The sequence below is a fragment of the Rhizobium sp. BK491 genome (genome assembly GCF_014194925.1).
Classification (GTDB): domain Bacteria; phylum Pseudomonadota; class Alphaproteobacteria; order Rhizobiales; family Rhizobiaceae; genus Rhizobium.
In genome coordinates, this window is sequence record NZ_JACIAR010000003.1 from 106,501 (window position 1) to 127,190 (window position 20,690).

General features: G+C 60.1%; 17 protein-coding genes. 13 read left to right on the forward strand and 4 right to left on the reverse strand.

What is annotated here, in order from left to right; translation table 11 throughout:
* Positions 1–53: 53 nt before the first annotated feature.
* Complete coding sequence (locus FHX05_RS14945; protein ID WP_183872606.1) at positions 54–1,694, forward strand: FAD-binding dehydrogenase; 1,641 nt, start codon at positions 54–56, stop codon at positions 1,692–1,694.
* 761 nt (positions 1,695–2,455) lie between these two features.
* On the opposite strand, the gene FHX05_RS14950 is transcribed toward FHX05_RS14945, so the two are convergent.
* Positions 2,456–4,189 (reverse strand): phospholipase D-like domain-containing protein, encoded by a 1,734-nt coding sequence (locus tag FHX05_RS14950; RefSeq protein ID WP_183872608.1) that lies wholly within the window; start codon positions 4,187–4,189, stop codon positions 2,456–2,458.
* A gap of 364 nt (positions 4,190–4,553) precedes the next feature.
* Here FHX05_RS14950 and FHX05_RS14955 point away from each other — a divergent pair, with 364 nt between their 5' ends.
* The 10 genes from FHX05_RS14955 to FHX05_RS15000 all read left to right on the forward strand — a co-directional run bounded on the left by FHX05_RS14955 (position 4,554) and on the right by FHX05_RS15000 (position 15,362).
* A complete protein-coding gene (locus tag FHX05_RS14955; protein ID WP_183872610.1) occupies positions 4,554–5,600 on the forward strand; it encodes a LacI family DNA-binding transcriptional regulator in 1,047 nt (348 codons plus the stop codon).
* Between the two features lie 94 nt (positions 5,601–5,694).
* Entirely contained in the window at positions 5,695–7,302 is a 1,608-nt protein-coding gene (locus tag FHX05_RS14960) for an ABC transporter substrate-binding protein (RefSeq protein ID WP_183872612.1), read from the forward strand.
* 10 nt (positions 7,303–7,312) lie between these two features.
* A complete protein-coding gene (locus tag FHX05_RS14965) occupies positions 7,313–8,281 on the forward strand; it encodes an ABC transporter ATP-binding protein (RefSeq protein WP_183872614.1) in 969 nt (322 codons plus the stop codon).
* Positions 8,274–9,140: an ATP-binding cassette domain-containing protein gene (locus tag FHX05_RS14970; RefSeq protein ID WP_183873544.1), complete on the forward strand. Its 867-nt coding sequence runs from the start codon at positions 8,274–8,276 to the stop codon at positions 9,138–9,140. The genes FHX05_RS14965 and FHX05_RS14970 overlap by 8 nt, the downstream gene beginning before the upstream one ends.
* Before the next feature lie 11 nt (positions 9,141–9,151).
* A complete protein-coding gene (locus FHX05_RS14975) occupies positions 9,152–10,078 on the forward strand; it encodes an ABC transporter permease (protein WP_183872616.1) in 927 nt (308 codons plus the stop codon).
* A gap of 24 nt (positions 10,079–10,102) precedes the next feature.
* Positions 10,103–10,993 (forward strand): ABC transporter permease, encoded by an 891-nt coding sequence (locus FHX05_RS14980; protein ID WP_183872619.1) that lies wholly within the window; start codon positions 10,103–10,105, stop codon positions 10,991–10,993.
* 37 nt (positions 10,994–11,030) lie between these two features.
* On the forward strand, positions 11,031–11,828 hold the full coding sequence (locus FHX05_RS14985) for a glycerophosphodiester phosphodiesterase family protein (RefSeq protein ID WP_183872621.1): 798 nt from the start codon (positions 11,031–11,033) through the stop codon (positions 11,826–11,828).
* 729 nt (positions 11,829–12,557) lie between these two features.
* Positions 12,558–13,532, forward strand: a complete 975-nt coding sequence (locus tag FHX05_RS14990; protein WP_183872623.1) for a mannonate dehydratase — start codon at positions 12,558–12,560, stop codon at positions 13,530–13,532.
* Positions 13,533–13,569: 37 nt separating this feature from the next.
* Positions 13,570–14,478, forward strand: a complete 909-nt coding sequence (kdgD, locus tag FHX05_RS14995; RefSeq protein ID WP_183872625.1) for a 5-dehydro-4-deoxyglucarate dehydratase — start codon at positions 13,570–13,572, stop codon at positions 14,476–14,478.
* A 458-nt stretch (positions 14,479–14,936) separates the two neighbouring features.
* On the forward strand, positions 14,937–15,362 hold the full coding sequence (locus FHX05_RS15000) for a DUF4168 domain-containing protein (protein ID WP_112414455.1): 426 nt from the start codon (positions 14,937–14,939) through the stop codon (positions 15,360–15,362).
* Between the two features lie 221 nt (positions 15,363–15,583).
* Here FHX05_RS15000 and FHX05_RS15005 read toward each other — a convergent pair whose 3' ends face one another.
* Complete coding sequence (locus FHX05_RS15005) at positions 15,584–16,453, reverse strand: NmrA/HSCARG family protein (protein WP_183872627.1); 870 nt, start codon at positions 16,451–16,453, stop codon at positions 15,584–15,586.
* A 106-nt stretch (positions 16,454–16,559) separates the two neighbouring features.
* Here FHX05_RS15005 and FHX05_RS15010 point away from each other — a divergent pair, with 106 nt between their 5' ends.
* Positions 16,560–17,450 (forward strand): LysR family transcriptional regulator, encoded by an 891-nt coding sequence (locus FHX05_RS15010; RefSeq protein WP_183872629.1) that lies wholly within the window; start codon positions 16,560–16,562, stop codon positions 17,448–17,450.
* A gap of 234 nt (positions 17,451–17,684) precedes the next feature.
* On the opposite strand, the gene FHX05_RS15015 is transcribed toward FHX05_RS15010, so the two are convergent.
* Positions 17,685–18,908 carry an MFS transporter gene (locus tag FHX05_RS15015; RefSeq protein WP_183872631.1) on the reverse strand — a complete coding sequence of 408 codons (1,224 nt, stop codon included), beginning with the start codon at positions 18,906–18,908 and terminating at the stop codon, positions 17,685–17,687.
* Positions 18,909–19,007: 99 nt separating this feature from the next.
* On the opposite strand from FHX05_RS15015, the gene FHX05_RS15020 reads away from it, so the two are divergent.
* On the forward strand, positions 19,008–19,988 hold the full coding sequence (locus FHX05_RS15020) for an AraC family transcriptional regulator (RefSeq protein ID WP_112611212.1): 981 nt from the start codon (positions 19,008–19,010) through the stop codon (positions 19,986–19,988).
* 42 nt (positions 19,989–20,030) lie between these two features.
* Here the strand turns inward: FHX05_RS15020 and FHX05_RS15025 are convergent, their stop codons facing one another.
* Positions 20,031–20,645 (reverse strand): TetR/AcrR family transcriptional regulator, encoded by a 615-nt coding sequence (locus FHX05_RS15025; protein ID WP_183872633.1) that lies wholly within the window; start codon positions 20,643–20,645, stop codon positions 20,031–20,033.
* Between the last annotated feature and the right edge of the window lie 45 nt (positions 20,646–20,690).

Below are 20,690 nucleotides of genomic sequence, written 5' to 3' on the forward strand. Positions count from 1 at the left end.
GTAAGCTTCATTAAGCTCTCTAATTGATATGCTATTCGCGGAGGGGGAAACGAATGAGCAGTCATGCTGATGTGGTGATCGTTGGAACAGGCCTGTCAGGCCTTGTTGCGGCTTGCGAGCTGCTAGAGCGTGGGAAACGGGTGATCCTTGTCGATCAGGAGCCTCGGGCAAGTCTCGGTGGACAGGCCTTCTGGTCTCTCGGCGGGCTGTTCATGATCGATACGCCGGAACAACGGCGGATGCGCATTCGCGACAGTCTCGATCTCGCCCGTCAGGATTGGTTGGGCGCTGCGGCCTTCGACCGACCGGAGGACTTCTGGCCGCGTGCCTGGGCAGAGGCCTACCTCAATTTCGCCGCCGGCGAGATGCGCAGCTGGCTGCATGGGCTTGGCATGCGCTGGTTTCCGATTGTCGGCTGGGCAGAACGCGGCGGAGGCCTTGCCGACGGGCACGGCAATTCCGTGCCGCGCTTCCATGTCACCTGGGGTACAGGTCCTGGCGTTCTCGATCCATTCGTAAAAAGGGTTTTGGCGGCGGAGAAGGACGGCAAGATCGAGCTCTTGTTCCGGCGGCGCGTGACACGATTGGTCGGTGATGAAGACGGCATTTTCGGCGTGGAGGGCGAGATCCTCGCCGAGGACAATATCCGCCGCGGTCAGCAATCGAACCGTGATGTTGTCGGCGACTTCCGCATCGAGGGCGCCGTGATCGTGGCAAGCGGCGGCATCGGCGGCAATCCGGAACTGGTTCGCCGCGCCTGGCCCGTCGAACGCCTTGGCGCACCCCCGGAGCGGATGCTGAGCGGCGTGCCCCATCACGTGGATGGCTTGATGATCAGTCATGCCGAGGCAGCCGGCGCGCGGCCGATCAACGGCGACCGCATGTGGCACTATACCGAAGGCATTGCCAACTGGGACCCGATCTGGCCGAACCACGGCATTCGCATCCTGCCGGGGCCGTCCTCGCTCTGGTTCGACGCCAATGGCAATCGCATGCCGGCACCTTGCCTGCCGGGCTTCGACAGCCTTTCGACGCTGCAGCACATCTGCAAGCTCGGGCATAGCTACAGCTGGTTCGTGACCACGCAGAAAATCGTCAAGAAGGAATTTGCCCTTTCAGGCTCTGAGCAGAACCCGGATCTTACCGGGCGCGATATCGGGCTTCTTCTGCGCAGCCGCCTTGGGCGATCGGCGCCTCCGCCGGTGGAAGCCTTCAAGGTGAAGGGCAGGGATTTCGTCGTTGCCGAAACGCTGGAAGAGCTGGTGGCCGGCATGAACCGTATCGGCGATCGTCCGCTCGATCTTGCCCATCTGCGCAGGCAGATCGAAGCCCGCGACCGCGAATTGGATAACCCCTTTGCCAAGGATGCGCAGATCGTAGCCTTGCGACAGGCGCGCGGCTATCTCGGTGATCGCTTCATGCGCACGGCCCCTCCGCATCGCATATTGGATGCGAAGGCAGGTCCATTGATCGCCGTGCGCCTCCATATTCTGACGCGGAAATCTCTTGGCGGTCTCGAAACCGATCTGAATAGCCAGGCGCTCGGGCGGAGCGGCGCACTCATCCCGGGATTGTATGTCTGCGGCGAGGCCGCAGGCTTCGGCGGCGGCGGATATCACGGCTACAATGCGTTGAAGGGCACATTCCTGGGAGGATGCATCTTTTCCGGCCGCAATGCGGGGCGGGCGGCATAAGCCGGTCGAAATGGGCGCGGTTTTAGGGGAGGGTGTCCGACGACACTGCGAGGGCATGCAGTCTCGCCGGACGCTGCGGTAGTCGGCTCGGGGGTGGCATCCAAGCCGATAGTGAATATCATATCAGCTACCAGAGGTTTATTTAACCTGCCCGAATGGATGGCTGGCGGCTTCGGTGGGCGGGGAGGGTCCGGCAACTGATGCTGCAGCGGCGGGATCATTCATGCCTCGTATTCGCTTGCGTAGCCTCATGGCCGGCCTATTTTCGCCGGTGGCGCGTCCGCAGAAGGTATAGAAGCATCCTGGCCCGTTCGAAATAGCCGGGTGGCGAAGGCGCGTTACTGTCACCACACGATGGAGCCTGACGATACTCGCCGCCGGAACCAGTCGGTACGGCATCGCCGGCAATCCTATACCCTGCAGGATCCTGTCGTTCGGACGTGAGATGACGCATGTCGGCAAACGCCCCGGGATATGGCGTTGCCATCTCGTCTGGCCGGACGGTATGGCTTTTGAGAATAGGGAAAGCCCACCCCGTGAGTGCCAAAGCGCCGATAAAAATAGGAACGGGAAAAGCATAGCGGAGCAACATTGGGGAATCCAGATTGTTGCCAAGCCACTAGAAGCCGAAGATTGCGTCGGCATTACAAATGCTCGACCGGACCGAGCTACACGGGCAAGGGGATCGCAACTTCATTCATCCCGAAGCAAATAATCGGTTGCGATCCCGGATTAGCCTCTACGCGATGTCAGGCCAGGCATCAGGCGGTGTCATTCTTGCCGAACCAGAAGTCGAGCTCGCGTATGCGGCGTTTGTCATAGGGCTGATCCGGCGATTTGATCTGCCAGCTGTCATCATTGGCAAGACCGGTCCACTTGGGCGCGCCGCCCTGTTTTTGGACGGATTGCCGCCAACGGTACTGGGCATAGATTTCCATGATCTTGCCGGCATATTGGCTGGCAAGATCGCCGTTGCCGGTGATGATTACCAGGTTCTCGTCGTTCACGCCGCTCGCCTTCGGACCCATATTGTGGGAGCCGGTCATGACGACGGGATTGGGACCATATGGATCGACGATGACCACCTTGCTGTGGACCATGGCATGGGCCGTTGGCAGCTTCAGAACTTCCTTCTGCCAATAGGCAAACCGGCCGGAGATAGCGGCGGGCAGCACGACGTCCGCATTGGCATCGATCCTCTCGCCTCTGTTGAACAGCACGACCGGGTTCTTTGCCGTGCCGGGGTTCTGGTTGACCACCCCCTGGATGTAGAGATCGGGCTTGAACGAAGGGCTCGACGGCGAGGCAAGCTCGATGATGTCGTTGAGAAGCGTGCCGCGAGGCCCGGGATTGAACATGGCGAACAGGATGCCCTGCTGGGCACCGCGGATCAGCTCGCTTGCCTGTTCGAGATCAAGCCCTTCGCGCATGGGCGTGAACCAGACTGTCGTATTCTTGGCCTTGGGCGTTGTTCTGGGCTCGGCATTGCTTTGATAGAGGGCGGGCGGCGAATCATTGCCGTCGGTGGCAAGCGTCTTCCACTGCTCCAGGTAGAATTGTGCGATGGCCGGATTGTCGATCAGAAGCGCATTGTTGGCCTGCGTGCAAAGGCCGGTCATCGTCCAGTTCGTGCTGCCGGTCCATACGGCCTGCGGCGATTTGTCGGCGCCGCAGATGACCAGGAATTTATTGTGCGCCAGCGCCCGCGGCGCGCTCATGCGATCCCTGACATCGCAGGAAGACAGGTCGGATCGAGCATCTTCGTTTTCGTCCTCGCCCTTTTTCTTGACGCTGCCATTGCCAAGCACGATATGAGCGCGCTTCTTGAAGCCCTGCAGCAGGGGAATAAGCTCCGGATCATCCAGCTCGAACAGGGCCGCATAGATATGCCCGCCGCTCGACCTGATATCATTGAGGAGCGAGACCAGCTTGTCGCGGATCGGCCCTGCAAGGAACTGGCGGATCGGGTCCTCGGGGTTGGCGATCGCCTTCTTGAGTTTGGTGGTGGGAGCCTCTTCGGGCAATAGGCGTGCAAGCCACTGGCTGGCGACGATGCCGCGATTGAAATAGCAGCTGACATGGCCGCTGGTTTCGGCCCCGATCTGCATGGCCTCGCTCCAGTCCGATACGTGATCGGCCGATTCCTGCAACGCCGTCTCGGGTCCGATCATGGCGGAGACCCGGTAGGCGACGATATCGCCCGGATTGACGGCGAAATCGGACCAGAGATATTTCTGAATCGGCCATTCCGTGGTCGGCTTGCGTGTGCCTTCCTCGACGGGAGGTCCGTCGGCGAAGCCGACCCAGCTGGCAACGATCTCCTCATGATAGCCATCGGCGTCGACATCGGAGACCGTGTTGGGGCTTCGCGGGCTTCCAGCCGCCCGCTTGATCTTCCGCCGCAGGGCAAAGCCACGGCACTGGTCGATGAAGTCGCTGCGCCAGGCGATAAGAGCACTATCGACACCGGGATGCACGATCAGATTTATGTTCATTATCCCTCTCCCTGGATGGTTGCTTCTGTTCCTCTTACTGCGGCGTATCGGATTTGCGCCGATACCTGACCGCGAAGCCTTAATCGGGCGCGTCTGGTGGTTTGGCCGGTTGAGTGGCTCTATCCTACTTTGCGTCACAGCCGTGACGGTCTCATGAATTGCTCTGGGCATCATCTTAAGGACGGCGCTATGCCATCCTGATTTAGCAGTCTTTGGAGCAGCTATGAAATTCGTGATTCATAGTCGCCTATGAAAATTTCGCTCGAAGTCGAAATGTGATCTTGCGTCTGGAAGCAAGTGGGGCAAGACTTCTGGGACCCCCTTGCGCCGGCGCGGCGCGGCGCGAAAAATTTCGGCAGACTGTATGAAAGCACCCAAAAGAATCGGCATTCTGGACGTCGCCCGGTTGGCCGGCGTGTCGGCTACGACCGTATCGCGCGTCCTGAATGGTCAGGTCGACAGCCGCATCCGCCTGGAGACGCAGGATCGTGTCAGGGAGGCGGCGAGCAGCCTCGGCTACGTTGTCAACCGTCTCGCAACATCGCTGAGAACACACAGAACCGGCGTCTTCGGGGCGATCGTCAACAGCCTGTCGGGCCACTATCAGCCGCATCTGACAAGCCGCCTGCAAATCGTGGCCCAACGTCGGGGCGTGGAACTCCTGGTCGCGCAAGCCAAGACGGAGGCCGGCGAAATCGCCGGCCAGCTGCGCTTGTTTCAACAGGATTTCTTCGACGGCGTCATCATGGTGAGCGACCTTCCGGGCCAGCAGGCGCTCTGCGATCACCTTGATCTCATAGGTAAGGCGCATGTGACGCTCGGTGCGGGGCTGACAGGGCCGCTTCCTGCGGTTCTAACCGATGATCGGCTTGGCATTAGACTGCTGCTTGATCACCTTGTGGAGCTCGGCCACCGCCGCATTTCCTTCGTCTACCGCATCAGCCGTAGCGCGCTTCGCGATCGGATGTCGATTTTCCAGGATGCGATTGCCGGCAGTGCTGGCTTGATCGCCGGTGATATCATCTCCTTTGAGAGGGGCGAGCACGACCGCACGCTCTTTGCCGATCTCCTGGCATCGTCGGAACGCCCGACGGCTCTGATCTGCGGCAGTGACGGGCTTGCCATCGAGGTTGTCGCCTTCCTGCGCGATCTCGGCCTGCAGATCCCCGCAGATATTTCCGTCGTCGGCTATGACAACGTGCCCGACACCGCCTATTGGGCTCCGCCGCTGACGACGGTCGCCCAGCCGACAGATGCCCTGTGCGAAGCCTCGCTCGATCTTCTGGTTGAGCTTTCGAACCTTCCGATGGACGCACGCGTTGCAAAGCGTCCGATGCGGTTCGTCACCCCCGAACTTGTCATACGTGCGTCATCGAGCTCGCCTAGCTTGCGGCCACTTTCCCTTGCGTAAAAGAAAAGACGATCTTGAACGCAAGTGGTCGTATTTCATATGCGCAAACGTTTGTGCGGCGATTTATAAATTGCTTTAACAGGAAAGTGTGCCGATGTCCGATTACCTGCCCAGCGGCTTCAACAGCCCGGTTACCCGCCGCACAACCCTTCTGATTGGAGCCGCGGCCGGCCTCAGCGCTTTTGTCCCAGCGTTGTCGGCCTCGGCCGATGCCGGCACTGACAAGAGGCCTGAACTGCGCATCGCCGTTCAGATGAATCCGGTGTCGCAGGAGCCCGTCGATGCCGCCAGCAACGTCGCCTTCCGCAATAACTTTTCCATCCACGAAACGGTGCTCGCGCTGGACATGCGCGGCGATTTCTCGGTGAAACCCAATCTCGCGACGTCCTGGACCTGGGTTTCGCCGACCGTACTCGAAATGAAGCTGCGCCCCGGCGTGATCTTCCATGATGGCCGCGAGATGACCGCCGAGGACGTCGCCTTCTCCTTCGGGCCTGAGCGGCTCCTGAACAAGGACGCACCGGGTTATCCGACCTATCGCACCAATTTCAGCAGCCTCGACCATGTCGAAGTGGTGGATTCGCTGACGGTCCGCTTCGTCACCAAGTTCCAGGATCCGATCTTCCTGCAGCGCCTTGCATCTTACGCGGCCGTGGTCATCAGCAAGGATGCCTGGCAGAAGAATGGCGGTAACTGGACGATCTGGCGGCAGAAGCCGGTCGGCGCCGGCCCCTACAAGGTCGAAAGCTATACGGCCAATGAGAGCGTCGTTCTCGCCGCACACGATCAGGCCTATCGCGGCAAGCCGGCCGCCAAGCGCGTGACCTTGCGCATCGTGCCCGAGGTTTCCTCGCGCATCGCCGGTCTGCTGGCCGGCGACTACGACATTGCGACGGACCTGCCGCCGGATCAGCTCTCGGTCGTCACAGCGAGCACCGATCACGAAATCGTCGGCGGGCCGGTGCCGAACAACCGCATCCTGTTCTTCGACAAGAACAATCCGGCGCTGAAGGACCCGCGCGTTCGCCAGGCACTCATCCTCGCCATCGATCGCCAGGCGATCGTGGACACGATCTGGAACGGTCGCACCAGGGTGCCGAACGGCCTGCAGTTCGAGCTCTACGGTCCGGTCTATCTCAAGGATTATCCTGCCTACAAATATGATCCGGACCAGGCCATGCAGCTCCTGAAGGATGCCGGCTATAATGGCGAGGAAATCGAGATCCGCTCGCAGAACAATTACTACACAGCGGAAAACCCGGTCACGCAGGCCGTTGTTGCCATGTGGCAGGCTGTCGGCGTCAATGCCAAGATGAAGTTCGTGGAATCAGGCAAACTGTTTGAGGCCTCGTCGACCCGCGCGACCGGCAACTGGTCGAGCACCGGCCAGGTACCGGACCCCTATATCTCCTTCTTCACGCAGTTCAGCTCGGCAGGTAATCTGAGCTCGTTCAAGATCTGGCAGAATGCCGATTTCGATGCCCTCGGCGCCAAGATGGAACAGGCCGTCGATCCGACCGACCGCGCCAAGATATTCCGCGACATGCTGCATCTGATCGAGTGGGAAGATCCGGGCGAGACTGTCCTCCATCAGAACGCTGTCTTCTTCGGCATTCGCAAGGGCATCAAGTGGCAGCCTCTGCCGGCCTTCCAGATGGATCTCGGCGCCGGCAGCCTTGCCTTCGAAGAGCAGAAGAGCTGAGCTGCTCGTCATGGCGACGCCCGTTCTTTCGGTCGACAATCTGAGTGTCTCGTTCAGAACGGGCGCCGGACGGTTTCATCCGGTCAACAACGTGTCTTTCGACCTTGCCGAGGGTGAGATCCTCGGCATCGTTGGCGAGAGCGGATCGGGAAAGAGCCTCACCTGCCTGGCGCTTGCCGGTCTTCTCGGGCCGAGCGCCAGCGCCACGGGCTATATTTCCTTCCAGGATGCCATGTATGACGCGGCCGAGCTCGGTCCGCGGTCAAGTGTGAAGCTGCCGCCGATCGGGCTGATCTTTCAGGAGCCCGTCTCCTGCCTCGATCCGGTGCGCACAATCGGCTCTCAGATCGCCGAGGCGGCGGTCAGCGCCGGCATGTCCGCAAGGGAAGCCAGGGACGAAGCGCTTCGGCTTCTGGCGGAGGTAGCGATTCCCCAGCCGGAGACGCGCTACAATGCCTATCCCGCGCAATTTTCCGGCGGCATGTGCCAACGCGTTATGATTGCCACGGCGCTTGCCATGCAGCCGCGATTGATCATTGCCGACGAGCCGACCACGGCGCTTGATGTGACCGTGCAGGCGCAGGTCATCGCTCTCCTGGTCAAGGCAGTGCGAGAGCGTGGGATTCCAATGATCTTCATCAGCCACGATCTCGATCTCGTCGCCGAAGTCTGCGACCGCATCGCAGTCATGTACGCGGGGTCGCTGGTCGAGATCAACCGCACCGACGATCTCTACGACAATCCGCGCCATCCCTATACAAGGCTGCTGCTGGAGGCCATGCCCGGACGCGGCAGGCCGCTGGAAAGGCTTGCGGACATTCCCGGCGAGCTGAAGCTGCATGACGATCCGCCGCAGGCCTGCGCCTTTGCACCCCGTTGTCCGCGTGCAGAGACGAATTGCGCGACAATGGTCCCGCCATTGATTGCGGGTACGGCAGCGCTTGCCTGCTTCAATCCGTGGAGTTCCCATGATGCCTGAGAAGCAAATCGCCTCTGATGCAAAGGAGGCTGGCGTCGCACTCGCGGCTCGTGATCTGCAATTTTCCTATGCGCCCGGCTTTTCCCTTTGGCCAGGACGGGCCAAGGGGTTTCATGCGATCAAGGATGTGAGCCTGGAATTGAGACCCGGCGAAACACTCGGTCTCATCGGCGAGTCCGGTTGCGGCAAGTCCACGCTTGCCTCGCTGCTCTGCGGCGATCGTATGCCAACCTCAGGCGAAATCACGTTGTTCGATCAGCCCTTCAAAAGCCTGATGAAGCCGAACCGGCGCGGGCTGGCAAAACATCTGCAGGTTATTTCGCAGGATACGATGGGCGCGCTCGATCCGCGCCGGAGCGTCGGTCATCAGATGGTGGAGACGCTCACGATTCACGGCATCGGCTATCCGACAAGCCGGCTCGATCGCGCGGCAGAAGTTTTCAAGGCCGTCAGCCTGCCGGTCTCCGCCTTGCAGAAATTTCCGCATCAGCTCTCCGGCGGCCAGCGTCAGCGCGTCGCCATCGCCCGTGCCCTCGTGGTCGAACCACAGATTCTGCTTTGCGACGAGCCAGTCTCGGCGCTCGACGTTTCCGTGCAGGCGCAGGTGCTGAACCTCCTGCTCGAATTGCAGCGGGCACGCGGTCTGTCGCTGCTCTTCATCAGCCATGACGTGCGCGTGGTCCGGCATGTCTCGCATCGTGTTGCGATCATGGAAGCGGGACAGATCGTCGAAACCGGTCCCACGGAGGACGTCTTCGCAAACCCGGCCCATCCCTATACCGCAAAACTCCTCGCCGCCGTCCCCCGCAGACGGCGGAGCCGGGTACCGCAGGCGGCGGACGTGCTCGAAACGCTCTGAAGGAACAGGCAATGCTTCAATCCATCCTGCGGGCGTTTCTAAGGGCGCTCGTGACGCTATTCCTGGCGATGACCTTCACCTTCGTCATCCTGCGCGTCAGCGGCGACCCGCTGCATTCCCTGTTGCCCATCGAGACGCCGCCGGAAGTGGTGGCGCTGATGCGGCAGCAATGGGGTCTCGATCAGCCGCTCTACATCCAGTATTTCGCCTATCTCGGCCACCTTCTGCGCGGCGATTTCGGCACGTCGCTACTGAACGGGCAGGATGCTCTGACGCTGGTTCTGTCGAAAGTCCCGGCGACGCTGGAATTGATGGGCGCCGCGCTGATATTGGCGTTCGGCGCCGGTGTGCCGTTGGGCATTCTGGCTGCACGCAACCGCGGCGGCCTGATCGACCGCTTTGTCATGGCGCTTGCGGTGCTGATGCATTCGCTGCCAAATTTTCTGATCGCCATCCTCCTCATTCAGCTTTTCGCCGTCTCCTTGCGGATCCTGCCGAGCGGCGGGGGATCGACGATGGCGCATCTCGTCATGCCCGTTCTGGTCATTGGCCTTTACAATGCCGGCATTATCGCCCGCTTCGTCCGCTCGAGCGTGCTGGAAGTGCTGGGCCAGCGCTTCATATTGGCAGCGCGCGCCAAGCGCATCGGCGAAAGTGCTCTTCTGTGGCGGCATATCATGCCGAATGCAGCCTTGCCGCTTCTTACCATGCTCGGCTTCCTCGTCGGGGGCATGATCGGCGGCGCGGCCGTGGTCGAGAGCGTCTATGCCTGGCCGGGTGTCGGCCGCTTTCTCGTCTCCTCCGTCGCGCAGCGTGATCTGAACATCGTGCAGACCATCGTGCTGCTCATCACGGCGACGATGGTGACGGCCAATCTCATGATCGATTGTCTCTACATTCTCGCCGATCCGCGTCTGCGGCATCGCGCATCGGCCTGATCGGCCGCTCGAAAGGTAAAAGCCATGGCGAATGCAGCGACGGGTGCCGATGCTCTCCCTAAGAAAAGATCGGAGCGAGCATTTCTGCCCCGCCTCCGGTTCGATTTGATGACGGCCATTTGCGTCATTGTGCTCGTGACCTTCATCGTGGTCGCGATCTTTGCCAATGTGCTTGCGCCTCATGGGTTTGCACAGATCGATCTTCATGCCCGCAAGGCGCCGCCGATCCTGTTTGGAGGCTCCTTCAAGCATATTCTCGGCACCGACGAGCTTGGTCGCGATATTCTGAGCCGCATCTTCTATGGCTTGCGCACCAGCCTGCTGATCGCGCTCGGCGCTTCGGCGATCAGCCTGACGCTTGGTACCGTGCTTGGCCTGCTTGCCGCTTTCGGCCGTGGATTTGCCGATATGCTGATCCGCGTCGCCGTCGATTTTCAGGCATCGATGCCGTTCCTCATCATCGCGCTCGCCGTCCTCGCCTTCTTTGGCGACAATCTCTGGCTGTTCATGGCATTGCTCGGCCTCTACGGCTGGGAGCGTTACGCGCGATTGGTGCGGGCCATGGCCGGGCTGGAACTACAGCGCGGCTATGTCGCGGCGCTGAGGCGAAATGGTGCAGGAACAGCGCGCATCGCCTTCCTGCACGTGCTGCCCAATATCCTCTCCGTCGTCCTCGTCAATCTGACCATCGTCCTGCCGGAAATCCTGCTGCAGGAATCGGCCCTGAGCTTTCTCGGCCTTGGCATCCAGCCGCCGCTCGTCAGCCTCGGCAGCATGGTCGGTGCAGGCCGCGACTATGTGATGACAGAATGGTGGATCGCGATCCTGCCGGGCATCGTGATCTTCATCCTGTCACTGTCGATCAGCTTGATCGGCGATTATCTGCGCGACGTTCTCGACCCGACACTTCACTAGGTTGCCCCGTAAAGAACCGACTCCAAGGAGACTTGCATTGCCTTTGCCCCTTCACGCCGCTCGTCATGGTTCGCTCCGTATTGCCGCTCATCGCGGCTTCAGCCGACGCTTCCCGGAAAACACTATTCTCGCCTTCCAGGAGGGTGTGAACGCAGGCGCCAACGAATGCGAAATCGATCTCATGCTGACGCGCGACGATCAGATCGTCGTGATGCACGACAGAACCCTTGATCGCACGACCAACGGCTTCGGCTTTGTTGCCGATCACGATCTCCAGCATATTCTTTCCCTTGATGCCGGCGCGAAATTCGATCCCCGTTTCGCCGGGACGCGTGTGCCGACGCTTGCCGATACGCTGCTGTGGGCAAAGCAAACGGATACCCGTCTCGCAATCGAGATGAAGGAGCCAGAACGTCCCGATCGCCTCATCGATCTCATGATCGCGACACTGCGGGAGCTCGATGCTTTTGAGCATGTCGCCATATCCTCCTTCGACCATCTTGACCTGTTGCGCGTGAAGGAACTCGAGCCGCGCCTGCAGACGGAAGCGATCCTCCACCATCGTCCGGTAGACATCGTCGCCTCGATGCGCGCCGGCCGCATTGACGGCGTCTCACTGGAACTGAACCGCTTTCATCGCACTGACGCCGAGGCGCTGCAGGAGGCCGGCATTGCCGTGCGTCTGAGCCTGCCATTGCCGGAAAAGCTTGCCCTGTTCTGGCAGGGTGGCCGCGACCTGCTTCCCATGATCCGCAGCTGCATTCGGGATCGGCTGGTCGATGCCCTTATCGGCGACGATGTGGATTTCCTCCGCATGCTGGGCGCGAGCGCCTGAGAAGAGAGCATCAAAGGACGGCTATCGTCGCAGGGGGGTAGTCCTCTATTGCTTCCTGATCCGGCATATCACGGTGGCATTCCCCGTTTGGGCTTTTTTGTTAGGGTCTTATGCAGGTCAACGCACCCGGCTCGCAATCCTCCCGGAATTCGTAGGGTCCGTTGGAGCCCTGCGCCACAAGGTTGGGACTTTGGTTCGGGCAATCCACAGCCTCCGTGCCGCGTTGCTCGCATGCCCAAAGGCTAAGGCCGATCAAAAGAAGACCAGGAAATTTGTTCATCATCTACTTTCGATTGCAGGATCGTATGATGAATACAAACCCATGAGCCCCTTGGGTTATGGGGAAACTAGGTAACTAGGCCATATGTCAAGGGGCATTGGGGCGTAAGACCAAGTTCAACCTCCCTGATTTTCATAGCGCACATGGAAGTGCGCGCTGATATCATATTATGACTTCGGAAAATCCGCGACGTTTGAAAGTCATTGGGACGACTTTGGTACGAATATAAAGACCAGACCCACGACAAAAGTCGCTAGGCGCGCTGCAGGCTACCGATAGAGCATATTCGCCATTCAGGCGACCTTTTATGCGCTAAACAATGCATACAAGGCGGCAAGCCAGCGCGTCTGCCACACCTCCTGGCCGAACCGAGCAATAATGCTCGACACGTTACAAAATTCATATTATGTCATATGATATAGATCAATCTCGTATGGAAGAGATGCTCCGTGTATGTAGGAACGCAGGTCGAGGCGCGGGATGATGACGACTATCGCGTTTTCGCTCAATTGGGGGTGAAACATATTTGCGCGGACCCGCCGGGAAAGCCGGAAAGCTGGACCCTTTCCGATCTTGAGCGCCTGCGCGACAAGGTCGAGAGTTTTGGGCTGATTCTGGACATGATCCAGCTTCCCTTGCCGTCTCAGCCGATTGAGAAGGCGACCTATCCCGATATTCTGCTTGCCGGACCGGATCGTGATCGCCAGATCGATGCAGTCTGCAAGCTCATCGAAGATGTGGCGGCCGCGGGAATTCCTGCAGCAAAATACAACCTCAACCTCATCGGCATCCCACGCACGCCGGAAGAACCTGGCCGTGGTGGTTCGCTGAATGCGAGCTTCCGCTGGGACAAGGCGGACCACCAGGCTGCCCCGGGCCTTGCCGGCATCCTGTCGGAAGACGAAAACTGGGAGCGCATCGACTATTTCCTCGAGCGCGTCGTCCCCGTGGCGGAGAGCAATCGCGTCCGTCTCGCCTGCCATCCGCACGATCCCTATACACCGCCGGGCTACCGCGGCGTCACCCGCGTCCTTGGCTCTGTCGAAGGTTTGAAGAAATTCGTGCTCATGCGCGAAAGCCCCTATCACGGGCTGAACTTCTGCCAGGGATCGGTCGGCGAGATGCTCGACAATCCGAGGGAGGAGATCGACGACATCATTCGCTGGTTCGGCACGCGCGGCAAACTTTTCAACGTCCATTTCCGCAACATTCGCGGCGGCAAGCTCTCCTTCATGGAGACTTTCCCGGATGAGGGCGACATGGACATGGTCCGCTCCGCGAAAGTCTACAAGGAAGTCGGCTATCGATACATGCTGATGCCCGATCATGTGCCGACCATCAGTGGCCGGGACCCGACCGGCGTCGCTTTCGCCTTCTGCTACGGCTACATCGCCGCCCTCGTTCAGTCGCTCGAAGGCGCCTGAGAACCGTTGTCATACCAATCGACGATAGGATTCCAAGATGGACCCGATTGAACTGAAAAAGGCGGTTGGCAGCGGTCTGCTGTCCTTCCCGGTCACCCATTTCGACAGCGATCTCAAATTCGACGAGGCGAAATACCGCCCCCATGTCGAATGGCTGGCAGGCTATGATGCTGCAGCCCTTTTTGCAGCCGGCGGAACAGGTGAATTCTTCTCCCTCAATCCCGCAGAAATTCCGCAGGTTGTCCGCGCCGCGAAGGCATCTGCCGGCAATACGCCGATCATCTCCGGAACAGGCTACGGCACATCGCTCGCCGTCGAGATCGCCAAGTCGGCCGAAAAGGCCGGAGCCGATGGGGTGCTGCTTTTGCCGCCTTACCTCATGTCTTCGGAGCAGGCCGGTCTCATCGCCCATGTCAAGGCGGTCTGCCAATCCGTGGGGATCGGGGTCATCATCTACAATCGGGACAATGCGGTGCTTAGCGCCGACAGCATCGCGCGGCTTGCCGACGAGTGCCCCAACCTCGTCGGCTGCAAGGACGGAGTCGGCGATGTCGACAAGGTGATCGAGATCACCACGACCCTCAAGGACCGTCTCGTCTATGTCGGCGGCATGCCGACCCATGAAGTCTATGCTCAGGCCTATTTCGCTGCCGGTGTCACGACCTATTCCTCCGCCGTCTTCAACTTCATCCCCGCGCTGGCCCAGCGTTTTTACAGTGCGTTGCGGAGCGCAGACCAGGCAACGGTGGACGAAATCCTCACAGGCTTCTTCTTCCCCTTCGTCGCCCTGCGCAATCGGAAGAAAGGCTATGCGGTCTCGATCATCAAGGCCGGCTTGCACGTTCTCGGCAAAGATCCCGGCCCGGTGCGGCCACCATTGACCGATCTGACGCCGGAGGAGCTGTCAGCACTCGCCAAGATTATCGAGATGGCCAAGGCAGCTTGAACCGATAGCGCAATTCCAGGAAAAGTGCGCAGCGGTTTTCCGTCGGCAGTTGCGGGAAAAGAGAGAGCGGTTCAGAATTTCGGTGAGCTGCATCCCCCGGGCGAACAGCACGCTCCGGGCTGTTCGATCGTTATTCCGTCGCCCTCGCCGGCGAGATGGTCACAGAATAACTATGGCCAAGGCTCAGTCACCATCGTGAACTTCACTGGCTTTCACATCCCGTAACGATGCCTGTCACCTTGGCAAGAAACCCGCGCCGAAGCGGAACTGCTGCCATAAAGCTGCCGTTCTATCGTCAACACGTCGCCGCGCTATGACCCCGTAGAAACCGTTTGAGGACCACATTGTCGCCGGATCGTTCCTGAAACCTAACCGGCGGTGATATCGAAACGATATGTCACCCCTAGCTCTACGCCGTCAAAGAGGTGTTCCCCCCGCACGACTGAAGAGGAATTGAGATGATTGTTCGTCATATCCCCGCTGCATCGCTGACCGCCGCAGTCTTGAGCTTGATGGTTCTCGGCAACCAGGCCTTTGCGCAGCAAGCAACACAAGGGCAGCCACCTGCGCAAGCGCAGCAGCCCGACAGCAATGCTGCGGCTGCACCCGTCAGCGACCAGAAGATAGAGGCCTTTGCCGTCGCCTATCTCCAGGTGGACAAGATCAGGCAGGAATACTCGGCCAAGATCGGCGCAACGCAGGATCCAACCGCGAAGCAACAGCTCCAGACCGAGGCAAGCAAGCAGATGGTGCAGGCCGTCCAGACCTCGCCGGGCATGTCGGTGAACGAATACAACGCAATTCTGACGGCCGCAAAGAGTGATCCGGCGCTTGTAAAGAAAGTCCAGGACAAGATCCAGAAAGCCGAGCCTGCACAGCAATAGGCGGCGCACGATCTCCAGATAAGTTGATCTCATGCCGCCGCCGCGCCAGGAGCTTCGATCTTGGCGCGGCGGCGGCATTTTTTACACAATCGTTTGAAAGCGGTCGTTGCGGCTTACCGGGCCGTTGCTTTCAGCACGATTTCGCCGAGAAATTCACCAGCACAGCAGCAGCTGAATAATCATGATGGATCTTCAGGCGAAGTTGAGGTGAGCAGCCAGGGCTATGCCGCGTTCGCAATCGCGGCTGCGAAATCACGGTAGCTCTGCAGCGGACGGCCGAGGATAGTGGTCAGCCGTTCGATGTCGCCGATCTCGGGGATCATGCCGTCGCTGACATAGCGTTCCGCCATCAGGCGCATCTCATAAGCGGTCCACTTCGGCATGAAGCTCGCCATGTTCTGCTCGAACCCGCTCGGATCATCGCCGCCGTAAACAACCGGGCGGCCGAGCAGGTCCGACCAGATCTTGGCTATATCCGGGCCGGTCAGCGTGTCGGGGCCGACAAGGTTGATCGTCTCGATCGGCAGCTTGCCGGGAGCCTGGTCGCGGCGGATCAGCTCGATGGCGGCGACCTCGGCGATATCGCGGGCGTCCACCATGGCGACACCCTTGCTGCCGATCGGCATCGGATAGACGCCGTGATTGAGGATCACGTCCTTGATCATCAGTTCATTGTCGATGAAGTAGGTCGGGCGTAGGATGGTGGCGCTGAAGCCCATCTGCACGAGCATGCGCTCGGCGCCGAACTTGACGGCGAAATGCGGCACATTCACCGCGCGATCGGCTTCGAACACAGAGAGATAGACGACGCGTTGGACGCCTGCCTCGCGGGCGATGTTGAGCGTGATGATTGCCTGGGCGAATTCATCGCCGGTAACGGCATTCAGCAGGAAGAGCGTGCTGACGCCATGGAAGGCGCTGCGCAGGGCATCGATGTCGAGCAGGTCGCCTTGGGCAACTTCGACGCCGGCCGGGACATTGGCCTTCGAGGGGGCGCGGGTCAGCACGCGGACCTTTGCGCCGCGCTTGACGAGTTGATCGACGACGTGGTGGCCGACACGGCCGGTGGCGCCTGTAACGAGAATGGTCATTGTGGTTACTCCGGTTGGGGTGTTCAGTTGACAGTCATCAATTTAATGATCCACATTGATCCCGATAGGCGCCACTTTTGGACTCGCTGTCTCACTGGTGAAACACATGGATCTGCTCGCTCTCGCCGATTTCAATCTGGTCGCCCGCCACGGCGGGTTCGGGAGGGCCGCTCGTGCAACCGGTCGTCCGAAGGCAACCTTGTCACGGCGCGTGGCTGAGCTGGAGGCAAGTCTCGACCTGCGCCTGTTCGAGCGCGGTGCACGGATGCTGAAGCTGACGGAGGAGGGGCGTGCGCTCTTTGAGCGAACGGGCGCGCTGCTGACCGAGCTCGACGAAACGGCGAAGGCGATCGCATCGGGCGGACATAGTCCCCGCGGTCGGTTGAGGATCAGCGCACCCTTGCTGTTCTCGCAGACGGCGTTGGGAAAGCTTGCAGCAGGATTCGTCCGGAAATATCCCGAAGTTCAGCTCGAGATCACGACGGAAGACCGGGCCGTCGACATGATCGAGGAAGCTTACGATGTGGTCATTCGCGTGAATCCGGAGCCGGATGAAAGTCTTGTCGGCCGCGTCTTCCTGCATGATCGGCTTGTTGTCGTGGCAAGTCCCGACCTGCCGCGTCCAGCAGGCCGCAATGCCGTTCCCGCCGTCAGCCGTGGAGCGATGAACCAGGCTGAATCGTGGGAGGTCACGACTTCAGCGGGAAAATTCCGCCTTATGGCAAGGCCGGTTCTGAGCGTCTCCTCCTTCGTCATGGTTCGCGACGCCGTCCGCGCCGGCGTGGGCGCGGCGCGTTTACCCCTATCGCTCGCTATTCCGGATCTGGCCACTGGCAGGCTGGTGAGTTGGGGTGAGGTGGAAGGATTTCAGACTGCCCTTTGGGCGCTATACCCGACGCGGCGGCTGCTCAGCGCCCGCGTGTCTGCATTTCTGGATTATCTTAAGGAAGCTTTTCCCCGGGGAGCGCCCGAGGAGCTTGCGGCCTATATGGAATGACGGCGTATTGCCGAACCATAAAGCGGGTGCATGGCCCGGTGTCTGTCTGGCTGAGCGCCGATAACGCCGGGCGAAAGGCCGTTGGTCCAGACTGGAGCTATCTCGATCGCTGCAGCGCGAACGAATGCTTCGATTGCTCCCTACTTTGGAAACCGAGGGCGCTTCCGATCGCTGCCGTATCTGCAGCTCCAAAGCTACCCTCGATAATCGGAGCAGACGCTGTGATCTCGCCCGTCAGCTTTGAGCGAGCGCGGTCTGTTTGCCGCCGCGTGCCGCCATCACGATGGTTCCCGCAAGGCATGCGGCCCCAAGGAACGACATGACGCCCAGCGGCCCCTGCAGATCGATCAATACGCCGCCCAGGACCGCTCCGCTCGAAATAGCGACCTGGAAAGCGGTCAGAAGCAATGCTCCTGCGCTTTCAGCTTCGTCGGGAGCAGCACGCGTGATGTAGCTCTGGATGGAGACGGGAAATGCGCCGAAGGCGAAACCCCAAATAGCAACTCCGACAATCGCCGCGAGCTCGGACGCGCCTATGGTTACGAAGATAGCGCCAGCAACGGCGATCAGGCTCGACGAGAAGACGGTGCCAACAGCAGCACTGCGCTCCGCGATCATGCCACCGACAATATTGCCGAAGAAACCACTGACGCCGTAGGCGAGGAGCACCAGCGACACCATCTCGACCTTGAGGTGGGCGATACCTTCCAGATACGGGCGAATATAAGTGAAGCCGGCAAAATGGCCTGCAACGATGAGAAGTGTGGTGATCAGACCCACCCGGATCTTGGGGCGCGTCAGAACGGCGCCGAGCGTTGACAAACCGGCGTGACCGGTTGGTGGCAACGACGGCACGGTGACAGCCTGGGCAATAAATGCGAGCACGCCGACAGCTCCGGCCAGGACGAAGGAAGCTCTCCATCCAAGGGTCGACCCCACATAGGAGCCAAGCGGGGCTGCCGTGACGGTGGCGAGGGAGACGCCGGTAAAGATCATCGCCATTGCTCGGGGGAGATGTTCAATCGGGACCAGCCGCATCGCGAGCGCACCGGCCATTGCCCAGAAACCGCCGAGCCCGACGCCCAGCAGAACTCGCGATACGAGGAGCGAAATCAAATTGTTGGCGGTTGCCGCCAGAACGCAGGAAAGAATCAGAAGAGCAGTCAGGCTAAAGAGCACACGGCGTCGGTCGAAGCTTCGAGTGGCTATGACGATACCGGGGCCTGCAAATGCAGCGACGACAGCCGTTGCCGTGACTGTTTGGCCAGTTTCCCCGGCAGAGAGACCTAGGTCGGAAGAGATTGGGGTGAGCAGGCTGGCAGGCAGAAATTCCGCGGTAACGAGACCGAACACGCCGAGAGCCAGGGCGACGACGGCATCCCATCTTGGTCGGTGGGATGTCTCTGCCGTCGGCTGGTTGTGAGGAGATGAAATGGGCCTGAAATCGCTGTCTGCCATGGCGGGAGATCCTATATTACGATGTCTTGGCGTACGGTTGATGCCATTGAGCAAAAGGTAGTGGTGACAGTCTGTACTTTCCATGCTAGGAAATCCGAGATGCTTGACTATTCGTCCAAAGATAATGCTGGCGAGACTCATGATGCCCTGAGCGAGATGCTGAGGGGCTTGCGGCTTGATGGCGTTGAATATGGGCGCTGTCGGCTCTCGGAGCCGTGGGCGACCTATTTTGCGCCGCAGTCGTCGGCGAGATTGCATTTCATTTCGTCCGGCTCCGCCTGGCTTCAGGCGCCGTCAGGCGATTGGCTTCCGTTGGGACCCGGTGACGCCGCGCTTCTGCCGCGTGGCAACGCGCATGTTATCGCAAGCAAGCCAGGCATTCGGCCGGTGCCTTTCGAGCAATTTGACCGCAAGGAAGTCTGCCGGGATGTCTTCGATCTCCAGTGCCAGGATGCGTGTGGGGGAACGGTGGCTTTGACCGCGGCGATGCGCTTCAATATCGACAACCTTCATCCGCTGCTGCGGTTGATGCCCGACACCATGCTCACCAGCGATCTAGCCAAGAACGAGCCGGCGATTCCGCATTTGCTCGACGCCATGACGCGTGAAGTGCAGATGGATCGGGTCGGCGCGGGAGGCATACTGGCAAGGCTTGCCGATGTCTTGACCGCAACATTGATCAGGACGTGGGTCGAACATGGCTGCGGCGATACCACCGGCTGGATTGCCGCGGTGCGCAACCCCGAAATCGGCCGGGTGCTGGCTGCAATTCACCTCGAGCCGGATCGTGACTGGAGCTTGGCGGCGCTTGCGAACCTGATGGGCATCTCACGCTCGGGCTTTGCGGAGCGATTCCTGAAGGTCGTGGGTGAAACGCCGGCGCGCTACGTGGCGAGGGTGCGCATGTATCAAGCTCTTCAATGGCTGCGCAATGGAATGCGCGTGTCCGTAGTCGCGCAGAGATTGGGCTACGACGCCGAAGCATCGTTCAGCCGTGCCTTCAAGCGTATTATCGGTGCTCCACCGAGCCAGTTCCGTAAGGGCAGCGGAGCTGAGACGAATTCGCTCCCTGTTGATTGAGGCACTCACCATCGAGAATGTGCAACGCCGGCGACAATCGGTTCAGAGATCGTCAGCCTTGGCCAATAACGCGCTCTTCAACGGCAATAGCGCGTGAGACAATGTAGACAGAAGCATGTCTCTTGGCACGCCGTCGGCCGCCTGCACTGATAGACCGTGAAGAAAAGCGGCGTAGAATTCCGCCAGCGCGCGAGGGTCGGCATCAGGTTTCAACTCGCCGGCCTCCGATGCCATTTTCAGACGCTCGTGTAGGGAGGCAGCGCGGTCCCGCCGGTATCGGCCGAGCCGCGTGCGAACGGCCTGGTTATTGATCGTATAGTTGGTGGCCGCCATCACGATCATGCAGCCGTGTGGGCGATTTGGGCGCGAATAGAGCAAAATCGCATCCCGCAGAAGTCGCTCGAAGGCATCGAGAATAGTCGATTCTTCAGCCAGTGCTCGAGTGGCAAATCCGCCCTCACCGGAGGCGTACAGCATGACCGCTTCCTGGAACAGTGCCTCTTTCGATTCGAAAGCGGCATAGATGCGCGCCGACGCTATGCCCATGGCGTCGACGAGGTCGGCCATCGAGACGCCTTCGTAGCCTCGCTCCCAGAAGAGGTCGCGGGCTTTGGCCAACGCCTCATCACGATCAAATTCCCGCGGCCGTCCTGCCATGCTCAACCTCAATCTTTGTCATTCAACAAATAATAACCTTGACTC

Excerpts from the sequence above, each read along its gene's own strand:
- FHX05_RS15020 (WP_112611212.1), top strand. The coding sequence starts at position 19,008 with ATGCTTGACTATTCGTCCAAAGATAATGCTGGCGAGACTCATGATGCC.
- kdgD (WP_183872625.1), top strand. The coding sequence starts at position 13,570 with ATGGACCCGATTGAACTGAAAAAGGCGGTTGGCAGCGGTCTGCTGTCC.
- FHX05_RS14960 (WP_183872612.1), top strand. The coding sequence starts at position 5,695 with ATGTCCGATTACCTGCCCAGCGGCTTCAACAGCCCGGTTACCCGCCGC.
- FHX05_RS14975 (WP_183872616.1), top strand. The coding sequence starts at position 9,152 with ATGCTTCAATCCATCCTGCGGGCGTTTCTAAGGGCGCTCGTGACGCTA.
- FHX05_RS14970 (WP_183873544.1), top strand. The coding sequence starts at position 8,274 with ATGCCTGAGAAGCAAATCGCCTCTGATGCAAAGGAGGCTGGCGTCGCA.
- FHX05_RS14980 (WP_183872619.1), top strand. The coding sequence starts at position 10,103 with ATGGCGAATGCAGCGACGGGTGCCGATGCTCTCCCTAAGAAAAGATCG.
- FHX05_RS14950 (WP_183872608.1), bottom strand. The coding sequence starts at position 4,189 with ATGAACATAAATCTGATCGTGCATCCCGGTGTCGATAGTGCTCTTATC.
- FHX05_RS14955 (WP_183872610.1), top strand. The coding sequence starts at position 4,554 with ATGAAAGCACCCAAAAGAATCGGCATTCTGGACGTCGCCCGGTTGGCC.
- FHX05_RS15005 (WP_183872627.1), bottom strand. The coding sequence starts at position 16,453 with ATGACCATTCTCGTTACAGGCGCCACCGGCCGTGTCGGCCACCACGTC.
- FHX05_RS15000 (WP_112414455.1), top strand. The coding sequence starts at position 14,937 with ATGATTGTTCGTCATATCCCCGCTGCATCGCTGACCGCCGCAGTCTTG.
- FHX05_RS15015 (WP_183872631.1), bottom strand. The coding sequence starts at position 18,908 with ATGGCAGACAGCGATTTCAGGCCCATTTCATCTCCTCACAACCAGCCG.
- FHX05_RS14945 (WP_183872606.1), top strand. The coding sequence starts at position 54 with ATGAGCAGTCATGCTGATGTGGTGATCGTTGGAACAGGCCTGTCAGGC.
- FHX05_RS14965 (WP_183872614.1), top strand. The coding sequence starts at position 7,313 with ATGGCGACGCCCGTTCTTTCGGTCGACAATCTGAGTGTCTCGTTCAGA.
- FHX05_RS15025 (WP_183872633.1), bottom strand. The coding sequence starts at position 20,645 with ATGGCAGGACGGCCGCGGGAATTTGATCGTGATGAGGCGTTGGCCAAA.
- FHX05_RS15010 (WP_183872629.1), top strand. The coding sequence starts at position 16,560 with ATGGATCTGCTCGCTCTCGCCGATTTCAATCTGGTCGCCCGCCACGGC.